At 59.6% G+C, this 24,388-nt stretch carries 27 protein-coding genes; 6 read left to right on the top strand and 21 right to left on the bottom strand.

Annotated elements, in window-relative coordinates:
* The first annotated feature begins 5 nt into the window (after positions 1-5).
* Both F153LOC_RS16945 and F153LOC_RS16940 read left to right on the top strand, forming a co-directional pair.
* Positions 6-746: an AzlC family ABC transporter permease gene (locus F153LOC_RS16945; RefSeq protein ID WP_102103928.1), complete on the top strand. Its 741-nt coding sequence runs from the start codon at positions 6-8 to the stop codon at positions 744-746.
* On the top strand, positions 746-1,066 hold the full coding sequence (locus F153LOC_RS16940; protein ID WP_100779875.1) for an AzlD domain-containing protein: 321 nt from the start codon (positions 746-748) through the stop codon (positions 1,064-1,066). Before F153LOC_RS16945 ends, F153LOC_RS16940 begins: the two co-directional genes overlap by 1 nt.
* A 7-nt stretch (positions 1,067-1,073) precedes the next feature.
* Here F153LOC_RS16940 and F153LOC_RS16935 read toward each other — a convergent pair whose 3' ends face one another.
* The 19 genes from F153LOC_RS16935 to F153LOC_RS16845 form a co-directional block, all read right to left on the bottom strand.
* Positions 1,074-1,862, bottom strand: coding sequence for a phosphate/phosphite/phosphonate ABC transporter substrate-binding protein (locus F153LOC_RS16935; protein ID WP_102104137.1), 789 nt, complete (start codon positions 1,860-1,862; stop codon positions 1,074-1,076).
* Positions 1,855-2,817 carry a fatty acid desaturase gene (locus F153LOC_RS16930; protein ID WP_102104136.1) on the bottom strand — a complete coding sequence of 321 codons (963 nt, stop codon included), beginning with the start codon at positions 2,815-2,817 and terminating at the stop codon, positions 1,855-1,857. Before F153LOC_RS16930 ends, F153LOC_RS16935 begins: the two co-directional genes overlap by 8 nt.
* 120 nt (positions 2,818-2,937) lie before the next feature.
* Entirely contained in the window at positions 2,938-3,864 is a 927-nt protein-coding gene (gene catA, locus F153LOC_RS16925; protein ID WP_102103929.1) for a catechol 1,2-dioxygenase, read from the bottom strand.
* Between the two features lie 38 nt (positions 3,865-3,902).
* Positions 3,903-4,193 (bottom strand): muconolactone Delta-isomerase, encoded by a 291-nt coding sequence (catC, locus tag F153LOC_RS16920; RefSeq protein ID WP_100779872.1) that lies wholly within the window; start codon positions 4,191-4,193, stop codon positions 3,903-3,905.
* A gap of 11 nt (positions 4,194-4,204) precedes the next feature.
* Positions 4,205-5,320, bottom strand: coding sequence for a muconate cycloisomerase family protein (locus tag F153LOC_RS16915; protein WP_102103930.1), 1,116 nt, complete (start codon positions 5,318-5,320; stop codon positions 4,205-4,207).
* Entirely contained in the window at positions 5,304-6,083 is a 780-nt protein-coding gene (gene pcaD, locus F153LOC_RS16910) for a 3-oxoadipate enol-lactonase (RefSeq protein WP_102103931.1), read from the bottom strand. Before pcaD ends, F153LOC_RS16915 begins: the two co-directional genes overlap by 17 nt.
* A gap of 10 nt (positions 6,084-6,093) precedes the next feature.
* A complete protein-coding gene (locus F153LOC_RS16905) occupies positions 6,094-6,756 on the bottom strand; it encodes a 3-oxoacid CoA-transferase subunit B (protein ID WP_102103932.1) in 663 nt (220 codons plus the stop codon).
* Entirely contained in the window at positions 6,753-7,439 is a 687-nt protein-coding gene (locus F153LOC_RS16900; protein WP_102103933.1) for a 3-oxoacid CoA-transferase subunit A, read from the bottom strand. Before F153LOC_RS16900 ends, F153LOC_RS16905 begins: the two co-directional genes overlap by 4 nt.
* A complete protein-coding gene (locus F153LOC_RS16895; protein WP_199174658.1) occupies positions 7,436-8,692 on the bottom strand; it encodes an MFS transporter in 1,257 nt (418 codons plus the stop codon). The genes F153LOC_RS16900 and F153LOC_RS16895 overlap by 4 nt, the downstream gene beginning before the upstream one ends.
* Positions 8,693-8,784: 92 nt before the next feature.
* Positions 8,785-9,279 carry a flavin reductase gene (locus F153LOC_RS16890; RefSeq protein ID WP_100779866.1) on the bottom strand — a complete coding sequence of 165 codons (495 nt, stop codon included), beginning with the start codon at positions 9,277-9,279 and terminating at the stop codon, positions 8,785-8,787.
* A gap of 10 nt (positions 9,280-9,289) precedes the next feature.
* Positions 9,290-10,222: a PDR/VanB family oxidoreductase gene (locus F153LOC_RS16885; protein WP_102103935.1), complete on the bottom strand. Its 933-nt coding sequence runs from the start codon at positions 10,220-10,222 to the stop codon at positions 9,290-9,292.
* Between the two features lie 9 nt (positions 10,223-10,231).
* The gene (locus F153LOC_RS16880; RefSeq protein WP_102103936.1) at positions 10,232-10,966 is read right to left on the bottom strand and encodes an SDR family NAD(P)-dependent oxidoreductase; all 735 of its coding nucleotides are present in this window, start codon (positions 10,964-10,966) and stop codon (positions 10,232-10,234) included.
* A 10-nt stretch (positions 10,967-10,976) separates the two neighbouring features.
* On the bottom strand, positions 10,977-11,456 hold the full coding sequence (locus F153LOC_RS16875; protein WP_102104138.1) for an aromatic-ring-hydroxylating dioxygenase subunit beta: 480 nt from the start codon (positions 11,454-11,456) through the stop codon (positions 10,977-10,979).
* Positions 11,456-12,769 carry a Rieske 2Fe-2S domain-containing protein gene (locus tag F153LOC_RS16870; RefSeq protein ID WP_102103937.1) on the bottom strand — a complete coding sequence of 438 codons (1,314 nt, stop codon included), beginning with the start codon at positions 12,767-12,769 and terminating at the stop codon, positions 11,456-11,458. Before F153LOC_RS16870 ends, F153LOC_RS16875 begins: the two co-directional genes overlap by 1 nt.
* 2 nt (positions 12,770-12,771) lie before the next feature.
* Positions 12,772-13,302 carry a nuclear transport factor 2 family protein gene (locus tag F153LOC_RS16865; RefSeq protein WP_100779862.1) on the bottom strand — a complete coding sequence of 177 codons (531 nt, stop codon included), beginning with the start codon at positions 13,300-13,302 and terminating at the stop codon, positions 12,772-12,774.
* Positions 13,303-13,306: 4 nt separating this feature from the next.
* Complete coding sequence (locus F153LOC_RS16860) at positions 13,307-13,666, bottom strand: IacB protein (protein ID WP_102103938.1); 360 nt, start codon at positions 13,664-13,666, stop codon at positions 13,307-13,309.
* A gap of 22 nt (positions 13,667-13,688) precedes the next feature.
* On the bottom strand, positions 13,689-14,816 hold the full coding sequence (locus F153LOC_RS16855; protein WP_102103939.1) for an acyl-CoA dehydrogenase family protein: 1,128 nt from the start codon (positions 14,814-14,816) through the stop codon (positions 13,689-13,691).
* A 96-nt stretch (positions 14,817-14,912) separates the two neighbouring features.
* Positions 14,913-16,037: an amidase gene (locus tag F153LOC_RS16850; protein ID WP_102103940.1), complete on the bottom strand. Its 1,125-nt coding sequence runs from the start codon at positions 16,035-16,037 to the stop codon at positions 14,913-14,915.
* Between the two features lie 333 nt (positions 16,038-16,370).
* Positions 16,371-16,844, bottom strand: a complete 474-nt coding sequence (locus F153LOC_RS16845) for a MarR family winged helix-turn-helix transcriptional regulator (protein ID WP_100779858.1) — start codon at positions 16,842-16,844, stop codon at positions 16,371-16,373.
* A 245-nt stretch (positions 16,845-17,089) separates the two neighbouring features.
* On the opposite strand from F153LOC_RS16845, the gene hpaX reads away from it, so the two are divergent.
* The 3 genes from hpaX to gap all read left to right on the top strand — a co-directional run bounded on the left by hpaX (position 17,090) and on the right by gap (position 20,578).
* Positions 17,090-18,478, top strand: a complete 1,389-nt coding sequence (hpaX, locus tag F153LOC_RS16840) for a 4-hydroxyphenylacetate permease (RefSeq protein WP_102103941.1) — start codon at positions 17,090-17,092, stop codon at positions 18,476-18,478.
* A gap of 31 nt (positions 18,479-18,509) precedes the next feature.
* Entirely contained in the window at positions 18,510-19,490 is a 981-nt protein-coding gene (locus F153LOC_RS16835; protein WP_102103942.1) for a GlxA family transcriptional regulator, read from the top strand.
* A gap of 77 nt (positions 19,491-19,567) precedes the next feature.
* Complete coding sequence (gap, locus tag F153LOC_RS16830; RefSeq protein WP_102103943.1) at positions 19,568-20,578, top strand: type I glyceraldehyde-3-phosphate dehydrogenase; 1,011 nt, start codon at positions 19,568-19,570, stop codon at positions 20,576-20,578.
* Between the two features lie 45 nt (positions 20,579-20,623).
* Here the strand turns inward: gap and F153LOC_RS16825 are convergent, their stop codons facing one another.
* The gene (locus tag F153LOC_RS16825) at positions 20,624-21,811 is read right to left on the bottom strand and encodes an MFS transporter (protein WP_102103944.1); all 1,188 of its coding nucleotides are present in this window, start codon (positions 21,809-21,811) and stop codon (positions 20,624-20,626) included.
* Positions 21,812-21,927: 116 nt separating this feature from the next.
* Here F153LOC_RS16825 and F153LOC_RS16820 point away from each other — a divergent pair, with 116 nt between their 5' ends.
* Entirely contained in the window at positions 21,928-22,884 is a 957-nt protein-coding gene (locus F153LOC_RS16820) for an AraC family transcriptional regulator (RefSeq protein WP_100779853.1), read from the top strand.
* An 11-nt stretch (positions 22,885-22,895) separates the two neighbouring features.
* Here the strand turns inward: F153LOC_RS16820 and F153LOC_RS16815 are convergent, their stop codons facing one another.
* Complete coding sequence (locus F153LOC_RS16815; RefSeq protein ID WP_100779852.1) at positions 22,896-24,278, bottom strand: carbohydrate porin; 1,383 nt, start codon at positions 24,276-24,278, stop codon at positions 22,896-22,898.
* Between the last annotated feature and the right edge of the window lie 110 nt (positions 24,279-24,388).

Below are 24,388 nucleotides of genomic sequence, written 5' to 3'. Positions count from 1 at the left end.
TATTGATGTTGATAAAAACCAAAACGTTGCCAGGGAATGAGGCCAACGCCGAGTTTCGCGCGGGCATTACCGCCTGTCTGCCCACCATTCCGGGCTACTGGAGCATCGGTTTTGCTGCGGGAGCCATCGGTACGCTCTCCGGCTTCACCACCCTACAAACCGCCCTGCTGGCGAGCGCACTCTACGCGGGTTCCGCCCAGTTCCTCTTTTATTCTCTGTGGGCCACCGGCGCGGAAATCGCCTCGGTGGTGCTGAGTGTGTTCCTGGTGAATCTGCGTTATCTGCTGATGAGCTCCGCCATGAGCGTGTTCTTTCGCGATTATACCACCCTGCAAAAAGTGGTCAGCGGCCTATTGCTGACGGACGAAACCTTTGGCGTCGCGGTTCAACAGGGCAGCCATCAGAGCAAAGTGCCGTTTGCGTGGATGCTGGGGCTGAACATGGCCGCGTGGCTGAACTGGATCCTCGCCTGCGTGGTGGGTGCCTGGCTCGCCTCCGCCCTGCCGCCGTCCCTGATGGAAGGGCTAAGTTTCAGCCTGGTGTCGATGTTTATCGGGCTGGTGCTGATGATCTGGTTTGCCAGCCGCCGCAAAGCGCTGGAATCCTTCAGCATCGCGGCGGCGGTGGTGATCACGCTGCTGACCGCCAGCCACACGGACATGAGCGTGGTGGTCATCGTCGCCGCATCGGTCTCTGCGACGCTGGCAACCCTCGGGCTGCGCCTCTTCTATAAAGGTGGTCACTAATGGAGCGCAATATTTTACTGGCGATCGTCGCCTGCGCCGTCGTGACGGCCCTGATGCGCACCGTGCCGATTCTGCTGCTCTCACGCTTTCGTCTGGCGCCGATCCTGCAACAGTGGCTGAGCTTTATCCCCTCGGCGATCATGGCCGCGATCATCACCGCCGAGCTGCTAGGCAAACCGGCGCTGACTTCGTCGGGGATCAGCATTTCTTTGCTGGCGGCAGCCGTTGCCGCGGTCGCGGGGATTTTCACCCGCAGCCTGTTCGCCACGGTCATCGCCGGGATGGTGGCGTTTTCCGGGCTGAGTTATCTGTTAGCCTGATTCCCTCTCAGAGCTGCGTCACCCCTGATTTCTCCGCCGCGTCGCGCCAGTCCAGCAACAGTGAATAGGGCTGGCGCGATACCTCACTGAATCCGCCGATCAGTACCGCCTCGCACACCTCGCGATAGTCGGGCGCCGTCACCAGAGTTTTCAGCGCATCGCGCAGAACAGAAAGCGTTTCTGCTGAGGTGCTGCCCGCCGTAATCAGCGGCAGTCCCGGCGCAGCTGGCGTTTCACCCACCACGCTGAGTCCTTTCAGTAATTCGGGTTCATGACGCTGCAACAGCGCCCAGGTCACGCAGTCGATGGCGGCGATATCCGCCCGCCCTTCTGCCAGGGTAATCAGCGATTGCCGGTGGCTACCGCTCAGAAGCGTTGCAGAGAAAAACCGTCCGTCGACCGCTAACGGCGCGATCAGGTTGCGCAGGGCGTTATAGCCCGACTGAGAGTCAACCGAATTGCACACCGCGCGCAGGCCGCGAAAATCGGCCAGCGTTTTGTCTCTGTTCGTGTCGCGTGCAACAAGAAAACTGCGGTAGTAAATTCCGTCGCAGCCGGGCGCGGTGTAGTGAAAACAGCCCACCGTCTGCACTGCCGGGAGCTGGGTCATCAGCGGAAATCCGCAGGTCTGGCTGAGCAGCAGTTCGGGGCTACGCCAGTGTGCGAGCAACGCCTCTCCGGCCCCGTCGCGGACAGACAGACCGCGCGCCTGCAAAAGTCCCTCCACCGCCTGCCACAGCCGCGCATTGTCTCTGGGGTTCACGGCATACATCGGAAACGCGAGAGTGTTAGTCATCATTTTTCACGCCAGGATGGACGGTAACATCGACAGCTTTCGCCCAGAACCGGCGCAGCCATTCCCCGTAGCCGCGCACCACAAAATGCAGGTTGCGCTGCTGATACTGCGCTTTATCACGCAGATAGATCGCCCGCAGGCCGTACCAGGGCACGCCGGGAAGATCGTGATGCACTGCATGATAGTTCAGATTGAGAAACAGCACCCGCCACACCAGTGCAGCTTCATTGATAACAGACCTTGCCAGCGGGTCGTCCGCCGCCTGATGCTCCAGGAACGAACGCACTTTGGTCAGCGCCAGAGCGGGATAACTCACGCCGATCACAAACCAGAGCGCAGAGAAGCCGAGCTGTTCCATCACGATAAACAGGGGCACCAGCAGCGCGCCATGGACCAGCCACATCGCCATATTCCTGAGCTCCAGATGGCGAAAGGCGCGACAGGCGCTGGCGAGCGTCTGGGCAATATCCAGAAGCGGGGCTAACAGCAGGCGACCGGGAAACGTATTGCGCACGTGAATCAGTTTGCGGCGCCACGGGGAGAATTTCGCCCAGCTTTCGTCGGTGAAATAGTAGGATTCAGGATCGTCCACCGGCACGGTCAGATGATCATGATTATGGTGAGCCAGATGCGAATCGCGGTACAGCCCGTACGGGTACCACACGGCCAGCGGCAGCGTGCCAAGCAGTTGATTAAACCACGCGCAGCGCGTCGGGTGACCGTGGATAAGCTCATGCTGCAGGGACATATACCAGGCGGTAAACCAGATCAGCAGCAGCGTAGCAGGAAGGCGCCCCAGCGTTTGCCAGTAAAACAGCGTAGCAAACCAGCCGCCGTAAACTACAACTACCAAGCTCCAGGTGGGAAATTCACTGCGCCACAGCCAGCTCCGGGAGAGGTGGCGAATCGTCTCGCGTTGTTGAGGGTGTAAATACAGGGGAGACCGTTTAGCCATCTGTTTCGATGCCATTTCCGTAATAGGACGTTATCCCACGAAGATGTGAGATAACGTCGGAAATAACAAAGAATTTAAATGGCTATGCTTTGCCAGAAATAGATAACAATGCGCCGGGTATTATTCTTTCACGCGGGCGCGTTTACCGCGTTCTTCTTGCTGGCTGTCGTCACTTGCCACCAGCGCGAAATTAAAGCTCACTTCCGTATGGGGACCGTTAATATCACGCGCTTGCGACAGTTTGCTGTCGGTGATTTTAATCGGGTCGGCAATCAGCTCTTCGCGGGTGGCGAAGGCAAAATCGTCCCACAAATATTGATCGCCATTGAGGTTGATCTGGGTCGTCAGATGTTTAAAGCCGGGCGCAGAGACAAAGAAATGGATGTGAGCCGGACGATTACCGTGACGCCCCAGTCCGTTCAGCAGTTTTTGCGTTGGACCATCCGGCGGGCAACCGTAGCCGCAAGGGACGATACTGCGCACGGCATAGCGGCCATCCGGCCCGGTCTGCACGCGGCGGCGCAGGTTGTATTCGCTCTGGGAAGCATCAAAGAACGAGTAGCCGCCGAGGGTGTTGGCGTGCCAGATATCGACGATGGCATCGGCCACCGGTTTCCCCTGCAGATCGGTGATGGTGCCGTGCAGCCACAGGGTTTCCGCGTGCTCACTGCCGTCATCCATGCGGGCATAGCCCTCGCTGAGCGGCGCGTTCGCCACATAAAGCGGCCCTTCGATGGTGCGCGGGGTGCCAACGTCATTCCCCGCCGCCGCCTCTTTTTCGTCGGCGCGCATATCGAGGTAGTGCTCCAGCCCTAACCCTGCCGCCAGCAGCGCCGCCTCTTTTCGCTCGCCCAGCTCATTTAAATAGTTCACCGCCAGCCAGAACTCTTCGTCGGTAATATCAAACTTTTTAATGGTCAGACATAGATCGCCGAGCAGCTGATGCATAATCGCTTTAAAACGCGGGTTGCCCTGCGTGGCATTTAATCCGCTGCTGATCGCGAGTAACGTTTCCAGTTCTGTTTGTTTTGCCGGATTCACTGACATTGCGTATTCCTCTTGTAGGGTAAGGTTTTTATTCGCTGTTACGACTTTTCAAAATAAATAGACGACGGATGAGCGCACAACGCCTGCACGGTTATCTCCATATAAGGAAAAAGCGGCAAGCCGGTTAATATGTCGTGCAGTTCCTGATTATCTTTCACCTCAAACAGACTGACGTTGGCGTATTGCCCGACCACCCGCCAGATATGCAGCCATTTGCCTTCGCGCTGTAATTGCTGCGAATAGGCTTTTTCTTGCGCCTTTATTTCCTCCACCTGTGCGACAGGCAGCGTGGAGGGAATATTCACCGTCATTTCCACTTTAAATAGCATGAGAGGCTCCTTTATTTTCTGGCGTAATAACGCAGTTTGTCTTCGTCAATCTCAACGCCCAGTCCCGGCCCTTGCGGTAAAGTCACCTGGCCGTCGCTGAAATCGAGGGGGGATACGACGATGTCATCTTTCAGCAGCAGCGGGCCGAACATTTCGGTGCCCCACTGCATTTTCACCGTCGACCAGGCGTGCAGCGACGCCACCGTGCCGAGCGTACCTTCCAGCATTGTGCCGCCGTACAGCGCAACGCCTGCGGCCTGCGCCACGTGCGCCAGCCTCAGGGCCTGTGCCGGGCCGCCCGCTTTGGCAATTTTGAGCGCATACGCGCCGGTAAACCCGCCGCTCGCCAGGGCATATCCGTCATAAGCGGTAGCCACCGCCTCGTCCGCCAGAATCGGCAGGGTAAAGCGCTGGCTCAAGGCGATCAGGCCGCGGGTATCCCACAGCAGAATTGGCTGCTCGACCAGGTCGATGCCGCCCGCCTGTAACAGCGCCATCCCCTTGATCGCGCTCGTCAGATCCCACGCCTGATTCACATCCACCCGAATGCTGACCTCTTCGCCCAGCGCCGATTTGATCGCCAGCGCGTGGCGGATATCGCTGTTCAGCTCGCCCGCGCCGATTTTCAGTTTGAAGGTGTTGTGCCGCCCTTGCGCCAGCAGGCGTTTGCCTTCCTCGATATCCCTGGCGGTATCGCCGCTCGCCAGCGTCCAGAGCACCGGCAGACGGGAAGTGAGTGCGCCGCCGAGCAGGCTGCTGACGGGCACATTCAGCTGTTTTCCCTGCGCATCGAGAAACGCGGTTTCCAGCGCCGATTTGGCAAAGGTGTTGCCTTTCACGCTGGCATTCATCTTCTCCGCAAGGGCCGCCACGCCGCTGAATGTCTGGCCACTCAGCAGCGGCGCGAGATAGGTCTCAATCGCCGAGCGGATCCCTTCCGGGCTTTCCGCACCGTAGCTCAGCCCGCCGATAGTGGTGGCCTCCCCCCAGCCAACCACGCCCTCGGCGCAGGTCATACGCACAATGGTCAGGGTCTGGCAGCCCATGGTCGCCATCGACAGTTTGTGCGGGCGAATAGTCGGAATATCCACTAGCCAGCAGGTGATGGATTCAATGGTTAAGCTCATGTGCGGCTCCTGCGGTGAGAAAAGTAGTCACATGCTGGTTAAACGCCGCCGCGCAGGCCACGTTCGAGAGGTGCGACGCCGGTAAAATGAGGGCGTGCGCGTGTGGCGCATCCACCACGATGGCCTCGGCGTCACGGGGCGTAGTGACCGGGTCGTGCTCCCCGGCAATCACCAGCATCGGACGGGTCATGTGCACGAGGTCATCGTGCAGATCGGCGACGGCCAGCGCGTCGCAGCAGGCGGCGTAGCCCTCGGCCGGGGTCGCGGCGAGCTGTTCGATCAGCGGATAAACCACCTCCGGATTGCTGTGGCGAAACGCAGGTGTAAACCAGCGGTCGGCTGCGCTCTCGGCGACGGGGGCCATCCCCTGCTCGCGCACCCGTGCCGCGCGCTGCCGCCAGCCCTCCTCCTGCCCAATGCGCGCGGCGGTATTGGCGACCACAATCCGATGAAAACGCTCTGGCGCGTGGCGGTTGAGCCACATCCCGGTCAGGCCGCCGAGGGAAATCCCACAAAAACAGGCCCGCTCCACGTCGAGGTGATCCAGCAGCGCAATCACATCCTGTCCGAGTCGCTCAAGGGTGACGGGCTGTTGCCCGACGGCTGAGCGCCCGTGCCCGCGCGTGTTGTAGCGCAGCACGCGAAAATGCGGCGTCAGCGCCGGGAGTTGTGCCTGCCACATCGTCCAGGTGGTACCAAGAGAGTTCGACAGCACCAGCAGCGGCGCGCCCTCAGGGCCATCAAGGCGGAATTCGATTTCCATATGTTCTCCTTTACGCCGTCGCGTCGTCGGTCAGCAGCGCAAAGGACAGCGCGACCGGCGTGACAGACTGCAAATACTCAGCGGTCACATCGCCAAACAGTTCGCGCACCACCACACCTTCGGGAGTGATATCCATCACCGCCATATCGGTGTAAATGCGATCGATGCAGGCCATCCCGGTCAGGGGATAGCTGCACTGTTCAACGATTTTGCACTCGCCTTTTTTGGTCAGATGTTCGGTCATCACGAACACCTGCTTCGCGCCAATCGCCAGATCCATCGCCCCGCCGACGGCAGGAATGGAGGACGGCGCGCCGGTGCTCCAGTTGGCGAGATCCCCGCGCGCCGACACCTGATAAGCCCCGAGCACGCAAATATCCAGGTGCCCGCCGCGCATCATGGTGAAGGAGTCGCCGTGGTGGAAATAGCAGCCGCCCGCCAGCAGCGTCACCGGCTGTTTTCCGGCGTTGATAAGCTCCGGGTCCTCCTCTCCCGGCGCAGGCGCCGGCCCCATGCCGAGAATGCCGTTTTCGCTGTGCAGGAAAATCTCGCGATCCGCCGGAAGATAGTTAGCAATCTGCGTCGGCATGCCGATGCCGAGATTGACGTAAGCCCCCTCGGGAATATCCCGGGCGATGCGCTCGGCAAGCTGTTGGTGAGTCAATGTGTTCACGCTGTCTCCTTGAATGACGTGGCGGACGCGTTAATCAGGCGCTGGACAAAAATCCCCGGCGTCACCACCGCTTCCGGGTCCAGTTCGCCGAGGGCCACAAACTCACTCACCTGCGCGATGGTGCAGCGGGCGGCGGCGGCCATAATGGGACCGAAGTTGCGGCCGGTTTTGTCGTACACCAGGTTGCCCCAGCGGTCGGCTTTCAGGGCTTTGATCAGCGCAAAATCGGCTTTGAGCGGCAGTTCAAACACGTAATCTCTGCCGTCGATGCGACGCGTCTCTTTGCCTTCGGCAAGCGCGGTGCCAAAGCCGGTGGGGGTAAAAATACCGCCTAACCCTGAGCCGCCCGCCTGAATCCGCGCCGCGAGATTGCCCTGAGGCACTAGCTCCAGCTCGACCTCGCCGCGACGATACAAATCGTCAAACACCCATGAATCCACCTGGCGCGGGAAGGAGCAGATCACCTTCTTCACGCATCCGGCTTTCAGCAGCGCCGCCAGGCCATAGTCGCCGTTACCGGCGTTATTGCTGATGAGGGTCAGTCCGCGCGGGCGACGGCGGATTAACGCATCCAACAGTTCCGACGGCTGCCCCGCCGGGCCAAAACCGCCGACCATGACCGTCGCGCCGTCAAAAATATCCGCCACTGCGTCATCCACCGTGGCAATCCGTTTATCAATCATTCCTGAGCCTCTTTGTTATTACCGGGCAGGCTGCGCAGGGCAATCCACGCCAGTAGCGCGTAAACCACCAGCAACAGTGAGACGGGCCACGAGGCGTTGAACTCCATCAGCAACGCCACCGCCAGCATCGGTCCCAGACCGCCGGAAAATATCGATCCCACTTCATGCCCCAGCGCCAGGCCGGAGTAGCGCACCCGCACCGGGAAGAGATCGCTCATGATGCAGGGCTGAGTGCCGATCATCGCCCCGTGGCAGAACGGCAGTCCGAGCAGCATCGCCAGCATTATCCAGCCGTACGTGCCGGTGGAGAGCAGCCAGAAGAACGGGAACGCCATCACCAGCAGGCCAATGACGCCGATGTAGTAGACCGGCTTGAGGCCGATGCGGTCCGACAGCGCGCCCCAGAACAGAATCGAGAAGAACTCCACCAGCATCGCCAGTGTTACGGCGCTGATGATCTCCCCGGTGCTGATACCGATATGACGGGCGTAGACCACCGAGAAGGTAAAGAAGATGTAGGACGCGCCGTTCTCCGGCAGGCGCAGAGCAATCGCCTGCAGCAGGGCTTTCGGGTGGTCGCGAATCAGCACCAGCAGCGGAATTTTATCGTGCTGCGCTTCCGGCTTCGCCTGGGTAAACGCCTTGCTCTCGCGGATGTTTTTGCGGATATAAACGCCGACTAAAAAGATGACGATGCTCAACAGGAACGGCACGCGCCAGCCCCAGCGCATAAAGTCCGATTCAGGCAGTTGCTGCACCAGGTAAAAGGCGAACGCCGAGAGGACAAACCCACCGGAGACGCCCATCTGGCTCCAGGCGGTGTAGTACCCACGACGCGAAGCGGGCGCGTTTTCGCTCAGCATCAGCACGCCGCCGCCCCACTCCCCGCCCGACGCCACGCCCTGCAGGAAGCGCAGAGTGATGAGCGACAGTGGTGCCCAGAGACCAATCTGCGCGTAGACCGGCAGCAGACCGATCACAAAGGTGGTGGCGCCCATTAGCGTCAGGGTCATGATCAGCGTCATTTTGCGGCTGTAGCGATCGCCGATATGCCCAAAGACTATCCCGCCCAGCGGCCGCGCCAGAAAACCCACCGCGAAGCCAGAAAAAGCCAGTAGCGTGCCCTGAAGCGGATCGCCGCCGACCGGGAAGAACAGCGGGCCAAACACCAGCGCCGCCGCCGTGCCATACAGAAAAAAGTCATACCACTCGAGCGCATTCCCCAGCACCGAGGCCACCACCAGTTTGCGCATCTGCTGCGCGTCCTGGCTGCCGGTGGCGGTGGTAGCGGTACTTTCAGTGACGACATTACTCATGACGCGCGTCCCCTCTTGTTGTGGTGGGCTTACGCCTGCACATCGCCACCGACGGTGTGATAGCGGCGGTTGAAGTAGACCAGCCCGCGCGGCTGCTCGCTGATGCGAATCGCCTGCACCTGGCAGTAGAAAACGCTGTGGCTGCCCACTTCATGACAGGTGTCGATGGTGCAGTCGAAGCTGGCGACGGACGAGCTGAGCACCGGCGCGCCGCTGCTCATCACCTGCCAGCTGTCGTGAAGAAAGCGCTCCTCCGATCGCAGACTGGCGTTGGCGAAAACGCCGGACAGCCCCTGGTGATCGCCGGAAAGCACGTTGACGCACAGGGTGCCGTTCTGTTTGAAATGCTGATGGGCGTAAGAGTTGCGGTTCATACACACCAGAAGCGTCGGCGGCTGATCCGTCACGCTACAGACCGCCGACGCGGTAAAGCCAAATTTCCCCGCCGGGCCGTCGGTGGTGATCACCGAGACTGCGCTGCCGAGCTGCGCCATCGCGTTACGAAATTCTGTTTGCAGTGTCATAAGTGATTCCTTACAAATCGATAACTAAACGGGGGCATTTCGCCCTGGAACAGCACAGCAGGATCTGATCGCCCTCGGCTTTCTCTTCGTCGGTCAGGTAGTGGTCGCGGTGATCCGGCTCGCCTTCCAGCACGTCCGTCAGGCAACTGCCGCAAATCCCCTGCTTGCACGACACATTTACCTTCAGCCCGGCCCCGGCCAGCGCCTCGACGATGGTCTGGTTTTCCAGCACTTTCACGGTGATCCCGCTGCTTGCCGCCACCACCTCAAACGCGCTGCCGCCGGTCTGGACCTCGGCGCTGAAACACTCCTGATGAATTTGCTCAGCGCCGTACCCCTGCGCGTTAGCCTGATCGGTCACCGCATCCATCAGCCGCGTCGGGCCGCAGGTGTAAACGTGAGTGTTGTCAGGGACGTCGCACAACACCGCCGCCAGATCCAGGCGCTGCTCATCGCTAAAGTGCAGATGTACTCGCCCGGCGAACGGTGCGTTTTCCAGCTGCGGAATAAACGCCGCCTGTGAACGCGAACGCGCGCAGTAGTGCAGCGAAAACGCGCGTCCGGCGGCGTGCAGCTCTGCGGCCATCGCCAGCATGGGCGTGATGCCAATTCCGCCGCCGATCAGCAGGCTGTATGCCGCGCTGTCATCCAGCACAAACAGGTTGCGCGGCTCGCTGACCTGAATTTCATCGCCTTCGCACAGGGCATGTACCGCCCGCGATCCGCCCTGCGAGTTCATCTCTTTCAGCACGCCGAGCTGGTAGTGCTGGCTGTTCTGCGGGTCGCTGCACAGGGAATACGGGCGAATCAGATCGGCGCTCAGGTGCAGATCGATATGGGCACCTGCGCGAAATGCCGGAAGCGGGCTTCCATCCCTGCGCGCCAGGGTCAGCAGCACCACCTCGCCCTGCTGTTCACGTCGGATGACCTGTAATGTCAGCATGAGAACTCCTTAGCGCATAAACAGGCCGCCGTTGATGTCCCAGGTGGCCCCGGTGACAAACGACGCCTGCGGTGAAGCGAGCAACGCCACGGCTTCGGCAACAAACTCCGCCTCGCCGAGTTTCCCGACCGGGATCACCTGCAGCAGTCCGGCCATTTTTTCTTCCGGCACCAGGGCGTGTACCGTCGGCAGATCCATCGGACCGGGCGCAATAGCATTGACCGTCACGCCCGAGCGACTCAGCTCGCGGGCGAAGACTTTCGTGAGGGTCAAAATGCCGCCCTTTGACGCCGCGTAATGGGCGCCGGACGCGGTACCGCCGTTTTGTCCGGCGAGGGAGGCCAGGTTGATAATGCGACCGTAGCCCTGAGCGGCAAAGTAGCGTCCCATCGTCTGGCAGCCGACAAAGGTGCCGCGCAGATTAGTGCTGAGCACCCGGTCGAACTCCTCGACGCCGATCTCCATCACCGGCGTGGCGAGGGTCAGCGCGGCGTTGTTCACCAGCACCTGTAAGCTGCCAAAACGGGCGAGCGTGGCATCGAGGGCACGGGTGAAGTCGCCCGGCTGGCGGATATCCAGCCCCAGCGCCAGTACGTTGTCGTGGTCCAGAGCGTCCGCCGCCTGTTGCGCACGCGCGGCGTCGACGTCCGTCAGCACCACCTGGAACCCCTGCGCCAGCAGGTGCGCCGCGATAACATTTCCCAGACCGGCTGCCGCGCCGGTCACTAATACGGTTTGCGTCATGAGCGATGCCTCAGAGGATGTAGCCGATGCTGTGCAGCACATCGTCGCTGTTGACCAGACGGATCACCTTTTGCTGGATGCGCAGGCGGTCGCCTTCGCGCTGCAGCTGCCAGGTGATATCCGCCGCGTAATGGCGGCTGTGACCTTTGCGGTGTTCCCACAGGGACTGCGCCCCGCGCACCACGATCAGGCCGTCCTGTGATTCCAGCAGACGAAAACGCGACAGCGTGCGCAGAGTACGTGCGCGCGGCGTAGTCGAAATCGACTCCCCGCTGTAGAGGCGGTGAACGCGTTTTTCGCGCATGTGGTGATCGTCACAGGCGTAGTTGAGGGTGTTTTTGAAATCGGTCTCGTTCGGATCGATCGGGACGACGTAGAGACCGTCGTGCTGCCACAGATCCAGCCAGGCGCTGAATTCGCCCTGATCGAGCAAGTCGCCCTCAAGGTTAATCAGCGTCATGGCGGCAAAGAGTTCAGATTCTAGGGTCATCATTGTTCGCTCTCCGTCATCAGTTTTTTCCACTGCTGGTAGGCGGCGCGCATCCCGGTTTCGGCGCTGACGTCGCTGCGCAGGCCGTCGTCGGTGCGGTACTCTCCCGCCAGCCCACGATTGAGCATGATCCAGAGATCATCCCCCGCCGTTGCCCCGCGCTGTACGCGCTCCCAGGCCTCCGAGTCATCCGGCGTGCCGAAGCCCATCGGCCCCTGGAAGTGTTCGTGCAGACGCAGACGCGCCTGGTTGGCAATTTCCGGCCCACCGTCCATGGTGATCACCGCGTGGTGGATTTCCGTTTCATTCACGGAAATTGGCTGGAGTACGCGGAAAAACGCCATCGAACAGGCGATGTTGGGGAAGATATTCAGGTTAAAGCCGGAGCCGCCGACGGCGCGCACGATACGGCGCACCTGCTGTTCGTCGTGATCGGCACGCAGGGCCTCTGCCAGCGCCGCAAAGCGCTCCGGGATCGGCGCGTCGAGGTTGGCGTCGAGATCCACCAGCTCCGGGATCATCACCATTACGCTGTGGCCGTTTCCCAGGTCTTCGACGTAGCCGCTGCCGTCAACGAAATTCAGCATCTCTTCCGTCTGCTTATCCACGGAGCTGAGGAACGAGCGGTGAACCACCGGGAAGTGGTAGCCGTCGGTGGTGTTTTCCAGCTGGATTTTCCAGTTGCCGGGGAAGCGGAAACGGTGGGCCGGTCCGGTTTTAATCGGGTAGCCCGCCCCCTGCTTCATAAACAGGTCCATCCATTTTTTCGCCGCGCCGAGGAACTCTTCCAGCGGTTCGATCTGATCGTTAAAGGTGGCGAAAATCATCCCCGCATACTGTTCCGTGCGCAGGGAAATCAGCCCCAGCTCGCCTTTTTCCAGCTGGTCGGCGTAGCTTTCCGGATGCGGTACGCCGCGCAGGCTGCCGTCCAGCGCGTAGCCCCAGCCGTGGTACGGGCAGACGAAACTGTTGGTTTTGCCGCTGCGGTGTTCGCACACCGTCGCCGCGCGGTGGCGGCAGCGGTTAAGCAGCGTGTGAACGTTACCTTTGCGGTCGCGCACCACGATCACCGGCTGGGTGCCTAGCTCAGTGGTTTTAAAGCTCCCGGTTTCCGGAATTTCACTGGCGTGCGCCACCCAGACCCAGGTCTTGCTGAAGATGCGATCCAGTTCGAGCTGGAACAGATCGTCCGAGGTGTAGAGCGACGTGTGTACGCGGTCGGACTGTACCAGCGCCCCTATCTCTGCCGCGTCCGGTATCGCCTGCGGCGAAGTGTCGATATTTTTGATGGTTATCAGGTGATCACATTGCATGTCTATTTCTCCTGCACGTCGTTATTTTTCTCAGGGACAGGTAACGCATCCGCCGCATGCCAGTGGTCCACCGGTCGGCTGAACAGGTTGCGGGTGGTGAAGTGGCGCATCGCCATGCCGTTCGCGTCGCGCGCAAAAGTGACGCAGATTTCCGCCGCGTTCAGGTGCGCGCCACCGGCGGTAAAGGCCGAGGTTTGCAGCATCAGCCAGCGCCCCCGCAGTTCGCCGTCCGGCGTGTGGCTTAGCGCCTCCGAGCAGAGAAAGTGCGCGTTCATGGCGAAATGGGCGGGTTGTCGCACGTAGCTCGCCATCAGGGTGATAATCGCCTCGCGGCCCTGATGTTTACCGAGCCGCGAGGCGTAGGGTTCGCCCAGCCCTTCCCAGCAGGCGTCGGCGGTAAAGAGCGCGCCAATCGCCTGCACGGTTTCAGGGCTGTCAAGCTGGTCGCACAGGCGCATGTAATCGCTGATACACACGCGGGCCGCCTGGCTGTCTTCGAGCTGCTGTAAGCGCAGCGCATCCTGTGCGTTCATGGTCTTAGCCCTGAATAATCAGTTCACGGCCCACGCGGGCTTCGATTTTGCAGTACTTCCACAGCTTGCTGCCGCCCTCACCGACCGGCGTGGTGCGGAACAGGTTGCAGACCGCCGCCACGTTTTCCAGTTTCTCCGCGTCTGCCAGCACGTAGGTGGTCCAGGGGGCGGTAGTGGACGGGCCGACCATCAGCTGGTCGTCATCCATGTTGCCGATGACGCGGATGCCCTGGGTCTCTTCGATCCCTTTCATCATTACGCCGAATGCACCCCACACCTGTTTGGCTTCCGCCGGACTGGCGTCGAAAAAGTTCTGGTTTACGCCGATGCAAAACAGCACGCGTAAGGTTGTTGACTGGCTCATCTGTTGCTCCTTTCGTTAAAAATCACAAATAACCGGGCAGCGGTTTTCCGCCGAAAAAGACCGTACCGGCGTTCAGGTACGAGAGATCGCCCATAAAGGCGTGCTGGGTGATCACCATGGTGTCGCGCACAAAACGTTGCAGCGGGCTGGTCATGGTGACGCCGCCCATGCCGTTCAGGGCCAGCGCCTGACGCGCCACGTCGGCAGCCACGCGGGTGACGTGAGTAGAAGAGAGTCGCAGAGCGTTGATCTGCGCGCAGCTCGCCTCGTTCCCGGCCAGCAGGCACTGCCAGACGTCGTCGATGGCCTCATAGAACCAGGCGCGGGCGGAGCGCAGTTCGGCTTCGCAGCGGGCAATTTGCATCTGCGCCTGCTGGCGATCGGCTAAACGCGGTGCGCCGGTGACAGACTGTTGACGATGGGCGATCGCGTAGATTTCGTTGAGCGCCGCGCGGGCCACGCCGAGTGCCACCACGGAGAGCACCTGGGTCGCCAGTGACAGCACCGGGTAACGGTACAGCGGCCCGTCGAAATTCAGCGCGCCGCCGCGAATGAAGGTCCACTCCTGCGGGACAAAGGCATCGTTAACCACCAGATCGTGGCTGCCGGTTCCGGCAAGGCCGACGGTGTCCCAGACGGGATCGATCTGCACGCTCGCCCGTGGCAGAACCGCCATGCGCGGCAGGGCCTGATCGCCCTCGGGCAAGATCCCGACGCCGAGCACCGATGCCCCCATGCTGCCGCTGGCAAAACTCCAGCGTCCGCTAACGCGGTATCCGCCGTCGACCTGCCGTGCTTTTTGCGTCGGGAAAATCCCGCCCGCAAAGACCACATCCGGCCCGTCGCGATAGAGCTCCTTTAGGGTTTCCGGCGGCAGTGCGCCGAGATAAAACGGGCTCATGCCAAAACTGGCTACCCAGCCTGCCGAGCCGTCGGCGGTGGAGATCTGCTCAATCAGCTCGCAAAACTGCGCCGGGGAGCACTCGTCTCCGCCGTACTGTTTTGGCACCAGGGCGCGGTAGACGCCCACCTGTTTGAAGCGGGTAATGATGTCGTCAGAGATATGGCGTTGATGCTCAAAATCGCCGCTGCGAGTCGCAACATCACTCAATAGCGGAACAAGCTCCTCACGAACATGGATGGCAGACATAGCGTCCTCCGAAAAGGGTTGTGCGGTGTGCGCGAGGCGAGCGCGTCCGCAATGAGTCGAACTCACTGAGTCATCAGGCAAAGAAAAACGGAATGTTTAGGGTTGTCGTCGTCCGGTGAGCCACTCGGCGGCCTGCACCAGCAGCCCGTCGTGGCCTTTGGCAGCTACCAGCTGGAGCGATACCGGGCGGCCATGCAGTTCATCTACCGCAAGGGTAATGGCCGGATGGCCGCTGAGGTTGAACGGGCGGACCAGGCGTGTGAGATTGACCACGCTCAGGGGATCGGCGGCCTCCTCAAGGGTAGGAGGCAATTCAGGCAGTGTCGCCAGCGCCAGCAACGGTGTTTTTGCCAGCAGTGCGTCGACCTGAGCGGTGAATTCACTGCGCACCTGTTCAGCTGATGCCAGCGCGTCGGCGCTGATATCTGCCCCGGCGCGAATACGGGCGGCCACATCCGCAGAGACGGCGTTGCTCGCCAGCAGCGGGCTGAAGGCCTGCCAGTTTTCATGGCTGATGAGGGTTAAACCTGCGCGATGCGCATCGTTCAGGGCGGGTAACCCGGCCTGCTCAGGGCGTACGCCGCATGCGGCAAGTACCTTGAGAATGCGGTCATCGATTTCCGGTAACGCGGCAGAGATGAAGGCCATCGGCGGCAGTTCGCTGAGCGGTTCCCCCACGGCGACGGAAAGCCGGGTCATCGCCTGGCGCAGCACTGTGGCATTGCGGGCAAAGACGCCCACACAGTCGAGCGAGCTTTGGACTGGCATAACCCCGTGACGGCTGAGCACGCCGTAGCCCGGTTTGAAGCCCAGCACGCCGCAGCAGGCGGCAGGCATTCTGACGGAGCCGCCCGTGTCGGTGCCGAGGGAGAAGTCGACCTCACCGGAGGCGACGACGGCGGCAGATCCGCTGGATGAACCGCCCGGAATCAGCGCCGGATAGCGCGGGTTCACCGGCGTGCCGCTCCAGGGGTTGATCCCGGTGACACCAAACGCCAGCTCATGCAGCGTGGTTTTGCCCGTCAGCTGGCATTGGTTTTCCAGTAGCGTCGCAACCACGCTGGCGTGCTGGCGGGCCAGCGGTGCGTTTTCCAGCGCCGGACAGCCTGCGCGGGTCGGGTGCCCGGCAATATCCAGGGTGTCTTTGACCGCAAATCGCAGGTCGCCCTCACCGAGGGTAAATTGCTCAACGTAACCATTGCTCTCATAAACTGGCTTCATGATTGATACCTTAACCAGAAAAAATGAATCATATTCAGGCGGGCAGTCAGTGCTGCCTTTTTGTCCTGACTAACGTTAGGTCAATCATGGAAGAATTAGATGAAAATTCAAGTAATCTTTCACGTTAATTTCACGTGGATGCAACATTTAATCAACCTTTACTTCAATAAGGTTACTGATTCAGGGTGATGAAAAATAAGACAAAATGGCGGGAAACGCAAAGGGATGCCGCCCTGAGTATTCAGCGCGGCATAAGAAAATTAATTGTGAAATTACAGAGAGTTAGAAAGAAAGACTACGGAGTTCACAAATTTGTCATCGGATATTTTGACCTCACAGTTCGTTGAGGTTATCCAGTACCTTTGCCAGGGAGAGATTCATTTTTTCGACCTGACTGGCCGTCATGCCCTTGAAGCCTTTTTCGAACACTTTGCTGGTGTATGCGTAGGCCTCTTCCACTTTTTTGCGACCGGCCTCCGTGAGCATCACTTCCGTGACGCGCGCGTCCTGTTCGCTGCTTGCGGTGGTGACCAGGCCGTCATCGCGCAGCCGTCCGACGATTTTGGTGACCGTGGGCATTTTCGCCATCGCGTACTCGGAAATCTGCGAAATACTGGCCTTACCGTACTGGTGAGTCACCATCAGAACCCGGAAGCGAGAGACATCCAGCTGGGCTTTTTTCAGTGTAATTTCCATGATTTGCGTGTAACGCGCATACACATTCACGATCCAGTAGAACGGAAACTCTTCGCGATGAAAGGCGGGATCGTCAGGTGCGCCGTCCGGGGTATTTTTTATTGTTGTCATGCGTTTCCTTACCAAAAAAAGCGTCAGAGTGAACGATTATACCCTGCGAATCTGCGGCGACTAAGCCTATCTGAACGGGTGCTGAAAAGTATAAGAGATCCCGATCGCATTATGATTCAAAAATGCTAACTGATTAACAATTACGTATCATTTTTTACACATTGCATTGACGGTTGCGGTGGCTGTTTTCTATACGTTTAGCCGACCTGTACGCTAATTCTAATAATCGCAATGTGGAGCTATTCATGAACGAACGTTCTTCTGTGGAGCAGACGCGCCCGCCGTCGTCTGCGCCCGACGCTCTGGACCCTCGCCAGCAGGCCGTGATCAAAAAGCTGTTCCGTCGGCTGATTGTGTTTTTATTTATTTTGTTTGTTTTTTCCTACCTCGACCGCATCAACATTGGCTTTGCCGGCCTGACAATGGGCAAAGATCTGGGTCTGACCAGCACCATGTTTGGCCTCGCGACCACCCTGTTCTACGTGATGTATGTCATTTGCGGTATTCCCAGCAATATCATGCTGAGTATCGTCGGCGCGCGACGCTGGATCGCGGTGCTGATGGTGGTGTGGGGGATCGCGTCCACCGCCACCATGTTCGCCACCGGACCGAACAGCCTGTACGTGCTACGTATGCTGGTCGGGATTGCGGAAGCGGGCTTTTTGCCGGGCCTGTTGCTCTATTTAACCTACTGGTTCCCGGCCCATTACCGTGCGCGCGCTAACGCGCTGTTTATGATTGCGATGCCGGTCACCATGGCGCTCGGTTCGCTGGCCTCCGGGTATATCCTGAACATGGACGGCCTGCTGAATCTCAAAGGCTGGCAGTGGCTGTTCCTGCTGGAGGGCTTCCCGTCCTTGCTGTTGGGTCTGGTGGTCTGGTTCTGGCTGGATGACAGCCCGTCGAAGGCCAAATGGCTGACGGAAGATGACAAAGCCTGCCTGGCGGAGATGCTGGAAGCGGATAAGATCGCTGCGCGCAAAACGCAGGTGGATGCGAGCACGTCGCTGTTGCCGCAGCGCAGCGTGGCGCGCGAACTGTTTACCCCCATCATTATTCTCTACACGGTGGCCTATTTCTGTCTCACCAATACCCTCAGCGCCCTGAGCGTCTGGACGCCGCTGATTCTGCGCAGCTTCAACGAAACCAGCAGCAATGTCACCATCGGGTTGCTGAGTGCCATTCCGCAGGTGTGTACCATTGTGGCGATGGTCTGGTGGAGTAAGCGTTCCGATCGCCTGAACGAGCGTAAAATCCACACCCTGCTGCCCTATCTGTTTGCCGCGGCGGGGTGGATGTTAACCGCCTCCAGCACGCAGGCGGTGCTGCAGTTCACCGGGATTGTGATGGCGTCGGCAGGCGCGTTCGCGGCGATGGTGATCTTCTGGACCACGCCGGATCGCTATATCTCCCTGCGCGCTCGCGCCGTCGGGATTGCGGTGATTAACGCCACCGGGATGACCGGTGCGGCACTCGGGCCGCTGCTGATGGGCTGGATGAAAGACGTCACCGGAAACTTCAACGCCGGGATCTTCATGGTGGCCGCTTTCCTGGTGCTGGGCGCGCTGATCATTGCGCTGATCCCGATGAGCAAAACCCAGCCGCAGAACGCTGCCGCCCCACTCTCGACTTGACTTATTGTGTAATAAAGATACTTTTCAGGACATGAAGAAAATCCTGATTATCGTCCCTGACGGCGGCATGTTGTTCGAAGCCGCCGGTATCGCAGACATTCTGATGCAGGCCAACCAGCTCCATCCGGAAGGCCTCGCCCAGCCTCGCTATCGCATTATTATCGCCACCACCCAGCCGCACCAGGTGATCCACGGTCAGTCCGGGTTAAACCTGCTGGCGGACTATCGTCTGCCGGAGCTGGATCCGCGTGAGCCGCTCGACACCATCATCATCACCGGCCGCGGGATGAACGAGCAGGAGAGCACCGCCGTGGTGGACTGGCTGCATCTGGCCGCGCCCCATGCCCGGCGCATCGCCTCAATTTGCGGCGGCGCGATGCTGCTGGCACAAAGCGGCCTGCTGGACGGACGCCGCGCGACCACCCACTGGCGGCTGCTGGAGACGATGCAAAAAAGCTGGCCTGCCATCAACGTCGTAGGCGGCCCGCTCTATATTCAGGATGGTCCCATCTGGACGTCCGGCGGGGTGAGTTCCGGGTTTGATCTCACGCTGGCGCTGGTTGAAGAGGACTACGGTTTTACCCTGGCGCGAGACGTGGCTCAGGATCTGGTGATGTATTTGCGCCGTCCTGGCGGACAGCTGCAGTTCAGCCGCTATAACCTGAATTCATCCGCCAGTGCCGGGCCGGTCAGCGAATTGCAAACCTGGATACTTAACAATCTCACGGCCGATCTGTGCGTCGAAAAACTGGCGGAGCAAGCGGCCATGAGCCCGCGCAATTTCACCCGCGTCTTTACCCGTGAAACGGGCGCTTCTCCGGCACGCTACGTGATGGAAGCCCGTCTCGCCGCAGCCCGTCAGCTGCTGGAGCAGACAAGCGAGCCGCTGGACCGCATCGCCGAGCAGAGCGGATTTGGCAGCAGCATCAACCTGCGCCGGGTGTTTGAGAAACAGCTTCACCTTACCCCCAGCGAGTATCGCCAGCGATTCCACTGCCGCAAAATGGCGTAATCTGATCCTTTTTTGTCATTTACGCCATTTCACCTGAAGCCTACAGTGACCCCTGACACACAGTTAAGGAGTGCATCATGGTTAAGGTCGGTATTAATGGTTTCGGCAGAATCGGTCGCAATTTCTTACGCGCCGCCCTCGATAACCCGGAGATTCAGATCGTGGCGATTAACGATCTGACGGACAGCAAAACCCTCGCCCATCTGCTGAAATACGACTCCCTGTTAGGGACGCTGCCGGTATCCGTTGAGGCTGCCGATAATCATCTACAGGTGGATGACAAACAGATTAGGGTCTTCAGCGAGCGCGACCCGGCTGCTATTCCGTGGCGTAACGTTGAAGTGGACGTGGTGATTGAAGCGACCGGCTTCTTCACTGACCGCGAGAAAGCGGCGGTGCATATTGAGAGCGGCGGCGCAAAACGCGTCATCATCTCCGCCCCGGGTAAAAACGACGATTTGACCGTGGTGATGGGCGTGAACGATCGGCTGTACGATCCGGCTCAGCACTTTGTGGTGAGCAACGGCAGCTGCACCACGAACGGTCTGGCACCCGCCGCGCAGGTGCTGCATCAGCACTTCGGCATCGAACATGGCCTGATGAATACCACTCACGCCTACACCAACAGCCAGGCGCTACACGACCAGCCGGAGAAAGATCTGCGCGGCGCGCGGGCGGCGGCCCTGTCGATTGTCCCCTACTCCAGCGGCGCGGCGAAGGCGCTGGGGAAAGTGATTCCTGAGCTGGACGGACGTCTGACCGGGTATTCCCTGCGCGTTCCGGTGCCGGTGGTGTCGATTGTCGATTTGACCGTCACCCTGAGCCGGGAGGTAACAGTGGATGAGGTCAACGCCGCGTTTCGTGAAGCGGCCTCTGCCGGGCCATTGCAGGGCATTCTGGGCTACAGCGACGAGCCGTTAGTATCAAGTGATTATCAGGGCGATCCGCGCTCATCGATCATCGACGGGCTTTCTACGCTGGTCATCGGCGGCAATATGGTGAAGATCCTCGCCTGGTATGACAACGAGTGGGGCTTCTCGAACCGCCTGGTCGATCTGGCGCTGCTGATGGATCGCAAAGGGGTGTAAAAACCGCGTCGGGTGGCGACATCGCCGCCACCCGGCTTTTAACCGTTATTCCGCTTTGACACGAACGCCCATCAAGACAATTACCATTGCGCTTACCAGCAGCAAGCCGCTTCCGGCGAATACCCCGCTGGCACCGTTGAGATCAAACACCGCCCCACCGCCTGCCGCACCTGCACCAATCGCAAACTGAATCGACGCCACCAGCAAGCCACCCGCACTTTCAGCTTCGTCCGGCACCGTGGTCGCAAGCCAGGTCGACCAGCCCACCGGCACCAGGCCAAAGGCAAAGCCCCACAGCGCCACCAGCAGACCGTCGAGCATCGCCAGATGGCCGTATGCCACCATGATCAGCGCCAGAACGCCCATTACAAACGGCACCAGCGCCAGCGTCAGACGTAAATTGCGCGCCAGCAGATGCCCGGCAATCGAGGTGCCGACGAAATTGGCGAGGCCAAAGCCCAGCAGGATCAGCGAAATGCTCTCGACGCTCGCCTGTCCGACGGTTTCAAGGAACGGACGCAGGTAGGTAAAGAAGGCAAAGTGACCGCTGAAAATCAGCACCGTGGCCAGCAGCCCGCCGATCATGCCAGGGCGGCGCAGCACGCGCAGCAACGTCCCGAGACTGCCACTGCTCTCCGGTTTCATTGACGGGAGCACCCACAGCTGCCAGAGCAGCGCCAGCATGCTCGGCAGAATGCAGAGGATAAAGACGTTACGCCAGCCGATCAGGCTGCCCAGATAGCTGCCGAGCGGCGCGGCGACCACGGTTGCGATCGACACGCTGGAGAAGATCACCGCCAGCGCTTTCGGCACTTTATCGGCCGGAACCAGCCGCATCGCCGTGGCCGTGGACATTGCCCAGAAGCCGCCAATAGCGATGCCTAACAGCAGGCGTCCCATCAGCAGTACCTGCAAATTCGGCGCAAAGGCCACCAGCAGACTGGAGATAATTTGCAGCACAGAGAAAAACATCAGCACCCAGCGGCGGTCGATGCTTTTGGTGGCGGGCGTAATCAGCAGCCCGGTCACCAGTGCGACCAGCGCCGTTGCGGTCACCGCCTGCCCGGCCATCCCTTCACTGACGCCGAGACTGGCAGCCATCGGCGTTAACAAACTGGCCGGTAAAAACTCCGCCGTAATCAGGCCAAACACCCCCAGTCCCAGTGAATAGACCGCTCGCCAGGCGGGTTTTGCGGGCGCTATGGCCTCGCTCGCCGCGATAGTTGAATTCATCTGTTGATCTCCCGTTAGAAAAATGTGACAACCGTCGCAAAAGCATAGAGCGTTCCCCCTGGACGATCTATGACATATAATCTTCACTTATTGATAATTCGTCCGGAGTTGTGCCCATGACCGTTCAGTCGCCCGATTTAATCAGTGAGCTTTTACGTGGAATGCGTCTCTCCGGCGTGAAGTACCGCCGCATCGAGGCCAGCGCCCCTTTTGGCGTGGCGTTCACCCAGGCCCCCGGCAAGGCGCAGTTTCATTTCGTCAGCCACGGTTCAGCGGTGCTGCGCATGGAGAGCGGCGCGGTGTTTACCCTGAGCAGCGGCGATGCGCTGTTTATTCCCAACGGCAATGCCCACGCCCTGCTGTCGGATGAAAATGCCACTGTCACCCCGGTGTCGGCGTTTCCCAGCGAGCCGATTTGCAACTCCGTGTGCGCCATCACCTGCGAGCCGTGCCCGGAAAGTGAAAACGTGGTGATATTCAGCGGATGTATGGATTTTGAGCTGGGCGGGATGCAGCCCCTGATCAAAGCGATGCCGGAAGTGATGATGGTGAGCCGTCTGATGTCGACCTGGCCGGAGATCCACCCGCTGCTGGCGGCGATGGAGCGGGAATCCATGACCCGGCAGGTCGGTTTCGCCGGGATTCTGGCCCGTCTCGCCGATGTGGTGGCCGCCCTCATCGTGCGCGGCTGGGTGGAAGCGGGCTGCGGAAAAGCCACGGGCTGGGTGCAGGTACTGCGCGACCCACGTCTGAGCCGTGCGATTTATGCCATGCACCAGCAGCCGGGCGTCAACTGGAGCGTGGCGGAGCTGGCAAAAGAGGCCGGCACCTCGCGTTCGGTCTTTGCCGAACGGTTTTTATCCGCCACCGGCACCACGCCTGCCAAATATTTGAGTGAACTCAGGATGCGCCTCGCCATTCAGTACATTCGCCATGAGCATCAGGCGATTGAAACCGTGGCGTTGCGGCTGGGATATGGATCGCTGGCGGCCTTTAGCCGGGCGTTTAAACGCATCGTCGGCCATGCGCCGGGAACCCTGCGGGAAACCAGCCAGACCCCCGAAGAGGTCTGACTGGCGAGGCGTCAGAAGTAGTACTTGAAGCGAACGCGGCCGCCGTAGCGATCGTCGTTATTATCAGCGCCCTTATTCGGATGCGCCTCCACCCAGGAGGCGTACGCCCCGAGATAGATATTAAAGTTCTTCATATTCATCACGTTCGGGATGAGATACGACGCGTGAAGGGTATGGATATCGTAATCCCCTGGATCGGTTATCCAGCAGTCGTTATCGCAGTTATCGTACACATTCGCGGAGTTAAATTTATCCACCTCGTTGTGGGCGTAAATGTAGCCCAGCTCGATGTTGTGCCACAGGGCGTTAGTCCCCGCGGTAAAATCGGTTTCATCCGTGGCATCCATGTAAGCGGTATTGAGGTTCACCACAACGCCGTCTTGCGGATCGGTTTGCTGCCCATTCCAGGTCATCGTGAAACCGTAACCGGTGCGATCGGACTGATCGACCCACTGCCCTGACGCATCGCGATAGCCGTAGGCGTTGTTGACGAGGTTACTCTCCATCGCCACTGCCGTTGAGAAGCGTCCGCTCTGCCAGGCGATGACCGGGCGGATATAGGCCACGTTTTTGTCGTTATCGAGATTGATGCCGTGATACTGCTTGTCGACGAACAGCGTGCTGCCGTCTTCCAGCAGCGTGTTGACCTCGAAATACCAGTTATCCAGGGTTTTGCTCATCAGGAAGTTGCCACCGCTGTCGCTACGTCCCCGGCCCTCTTTCATCATGTAGATATAGCCATAGCCGTCGCTGTAGAGATCGTTGGCCGTATTCCCGGAATATTCGATAAAGGTATCCTGATTGAGCGGGAACATATCGTAGGCTTCAAAACGCCCGACTTTGATCTTCCAGTTATTCTCATTGCCGAAGAAGAATACGGCATCATCGAGATTCATTTTGCCGGTGAGATCTGCCAGCGGCTGCACTGAGAATCCGGCAAAATTACCGTCATCCATTCGACGATAACCGTCAAAGCCTAACAGCAGTCGCCCGTTAATATCCCAGCGTTCATTATTTCCCGATGCCCAGTCTTTATTCGCACTGGTTTTTATCGACGTTAATGCACCGCTCCTGCTGGCCGCATCCATGTTAAATTCGACGTCGCCGTAAAATTTAATATCGCCGTAGCCAGAAAGCGTCAGTTTCGGTAACGCCGACGCGGTGACCGGCTCGGCTGATTCCACCGTCACGGTCGGCTCTGTTTTGGCGACGACCGTCTGCTGTTGCTGTAATTGCTCAATTTGCGCTTCGGCCTTCTCCGCCCGGCTTTCAGCCTTTTCCAGACGTGCTTCCAGCTGTGCAAGTTTCTCTTCCAGAGTGGGCGCGCGGTGCGCAGCATATCCTCCCGCCGAGCAAATTACGCTGACGGCTAACACAATCAACTTTATTCTCATGGATTCCTTCCTGATAAATTACTGCGGCCAATAAACAGCGATATTTCGCCTAATTGTGACCGACGGTTCCATTACGTTTTTTCATCCGTTAATTATGTTTTTTAATTTAT

The organism is Lelliottia sp. F153 (genome assembly GCF_002870005.1).
Taxonomy (GTDB): Bacteria; Pseudomonadota; Gammaproteobacteria; order Enterobacterales; family Enterobacteriaceae; genus Enterobacter; species Enterobacter nimipressuralis.
Note: the sequence above shows the minus strand (reverse complement) of the source record. Positions and strands in the feature narration are given on the sequence as shown.

Bases quoted from the DNA above. Each gene is read 5' to 3' on its own strand.
- F153LOC_RS16940 (WP_100779875.1), top strand. From the start codon at position 746: ATGGAGCGCAATATTTTACTGGCGATCGTCGCCTGCGCCGTCGTGACG.
- F153LOC_RS16930 (WP_102104136.1), bottom strand. From the start codon at position 2,817: ATGGCTAAACGGTCTCCCCTGTATTTACACCCTCAACAACGCGAGACG.
- gap (WP_102103943.1), top strand. From the start codon at position 19,568: ATGGTTAAGGTCGGTATTAATGGTTTCGGCAGAATCGGTCGCAATTTC.
- F153LOC_RS16885 (WP_102103935.1), bottom strand. From the start codon at position 10,222: ATGCTGACATTACAGGTCATCCGACGTGAACAGCAGGGCGAGGTGGTG.
- F153LOC_RS16915 (WP_102103930.1), bottom strand. From the start codon at position 5,320: ATGAGCTTAACCATTGAATCCATCACCTGCTGGCTAGTGGATATTCCG.
- F153LOC_RS16815 (WP_100779852.1), bottom strand. From the start codon at position 24,278: ATGAGAATAAAGTTGATTGTGTTAGCCGTCAGCGTAATTTGCTCGGCG.
- F153LOC_RS16875 (WP_102104138.1), bottom strand. From the start codon at position 11,456: ATGACCCTAGAATCTGAACTCTTTGCCGCCATGACGCTGATTAACCTT.
- F153LOC_RS16890 (WP_100779866.1), bottom strand. From the start codon at position 9,279: ATGACACTGCAAACAGAATTTCGTAACGCGATGGCGCAGCTCGGCAGC.
- F153LOC_RS16835 (WP_102103942.1), top strand. From the start codon at position 18,510: ATGAAGAAAATCCTGATTATCGTCCCTGACGGCGGCATGTTGTTCGAA.
- F153LOC_RS16820 (WP_100779853.1), top strand. From the start codon at position 21,928: ATGACCGTTCAGTCGCCCGATTTAATCAGTGAGCTTTTACGTGGAATG.
- F153LOC_RS16845 (WP_100779858.1), bottom strand. From the start codon at position 16,844: ATGACAACAATAAAAAATACCCCGGACGGCGCACCTGACGATCCCGCC.
- F153LOC_RS16860 (WP_102103938.1), bottom strand. From the start codon at position 13,666: ATGAGCCAGTCAACAACCTTACGCGTGCTGTTTTGCATCGGCGTAAAC.
- F153LOC_RS16935 (WP_102104137.1), bottom strand. From the start codon at position 1,862: ATGACTAACACTCTCGCGTTTCCGATGTATGCCGTGAACCCCAGAGAC.
- F153LOC_RS16945 (WP_102103928.1), top strand. From the start codon at position 6: ATGTTGATAAAAACCAAAACGTTGCCAGGGAATGAGGCCAACGCCGAG.
- pcaD (WP_102103931.1), bottom strand. From the start codon at position 6,083: ATGGAAATCGAATTCCGCCTTGATGGCCCTGAGGGCGCGCCGCTGCTG.
- F153LOC_RS16870 (WP_102103937.1), bottom strand. From the start codon at position 12,769: ATGCAATGTGATCACCTGATAACCATCAAAAATATCGACACTTCGCCG.
- F153LOC_RS16880 (WP_102103936.1), bottom strand. From the start codon at position 10,966: ATGACGCAAACCGTATTAGTGACCGGCGCGGCAGCCGGTCTGGGAAAT.
- F153LOC_RS16850 (WP_102103940.1), bottom strand. From the start codon at position 16,037: ATGAAGCCAGTTTATGAGAGCAATGGTTACGTTGAGCAATTTACCCTC.
- catA (WP_102103929.1), bottom strand. From the start codon at position 3,864: ATGTCAGTGAATCCGGCAAAACAAACAGAACTGGAAACGTTACTCGCG.
- F153LOC_RS16855 (WP_102103939.1), bottom strand. From the start codon at position 14,816: ATGTCTGCCATCCATGTTCGTGAGGAGCTTGTTCCGCTATTGAGTGAT.
- hpaX (WP_102103941.1), top strand. From the start codon at position 17,090: ATGAACGAACGTTCTTCTGTGGAGCAGACGCGCCCGCCGTCGTCTGCG.
- catC (WP_100779872.1), bottom strand. From the start codon at position 4,193: ATGCTATTTAAAGTGGAAATGACGGTGAATATTCCCTCCACGCTGCCT.
- F153LOC_RS16895 (WP_199174658.1), bottom strand. From the start codon at position 8,692: ATGCGCAAACTGGTGGTGGCCTCGGTGCTGGGGAATGCGCTCGAGTGG.
- F153LOC_RS16825 (WP_102103944.1), bottom strand. From the start codon at position 21,811: ATGAATTCAACTATCGCGGCGAGCGAGGCCATAGCGCCCGCAAAACCC.
- F153LOC_RS16865 (WP_100779862.1), bottom strand. From the start codon at position 13,302: ATGAACGCACAGGATGCGCTGCGCTTACAGCAGCTCGAAGACAGCCAG.
- F153LOC_RS16900 (WP_102103933.1), bottom strand. From the start codon at position 7,439: ATGATTGATAAACGGATTGCCACGGTGGATGACGCAGTGGCGGATATT.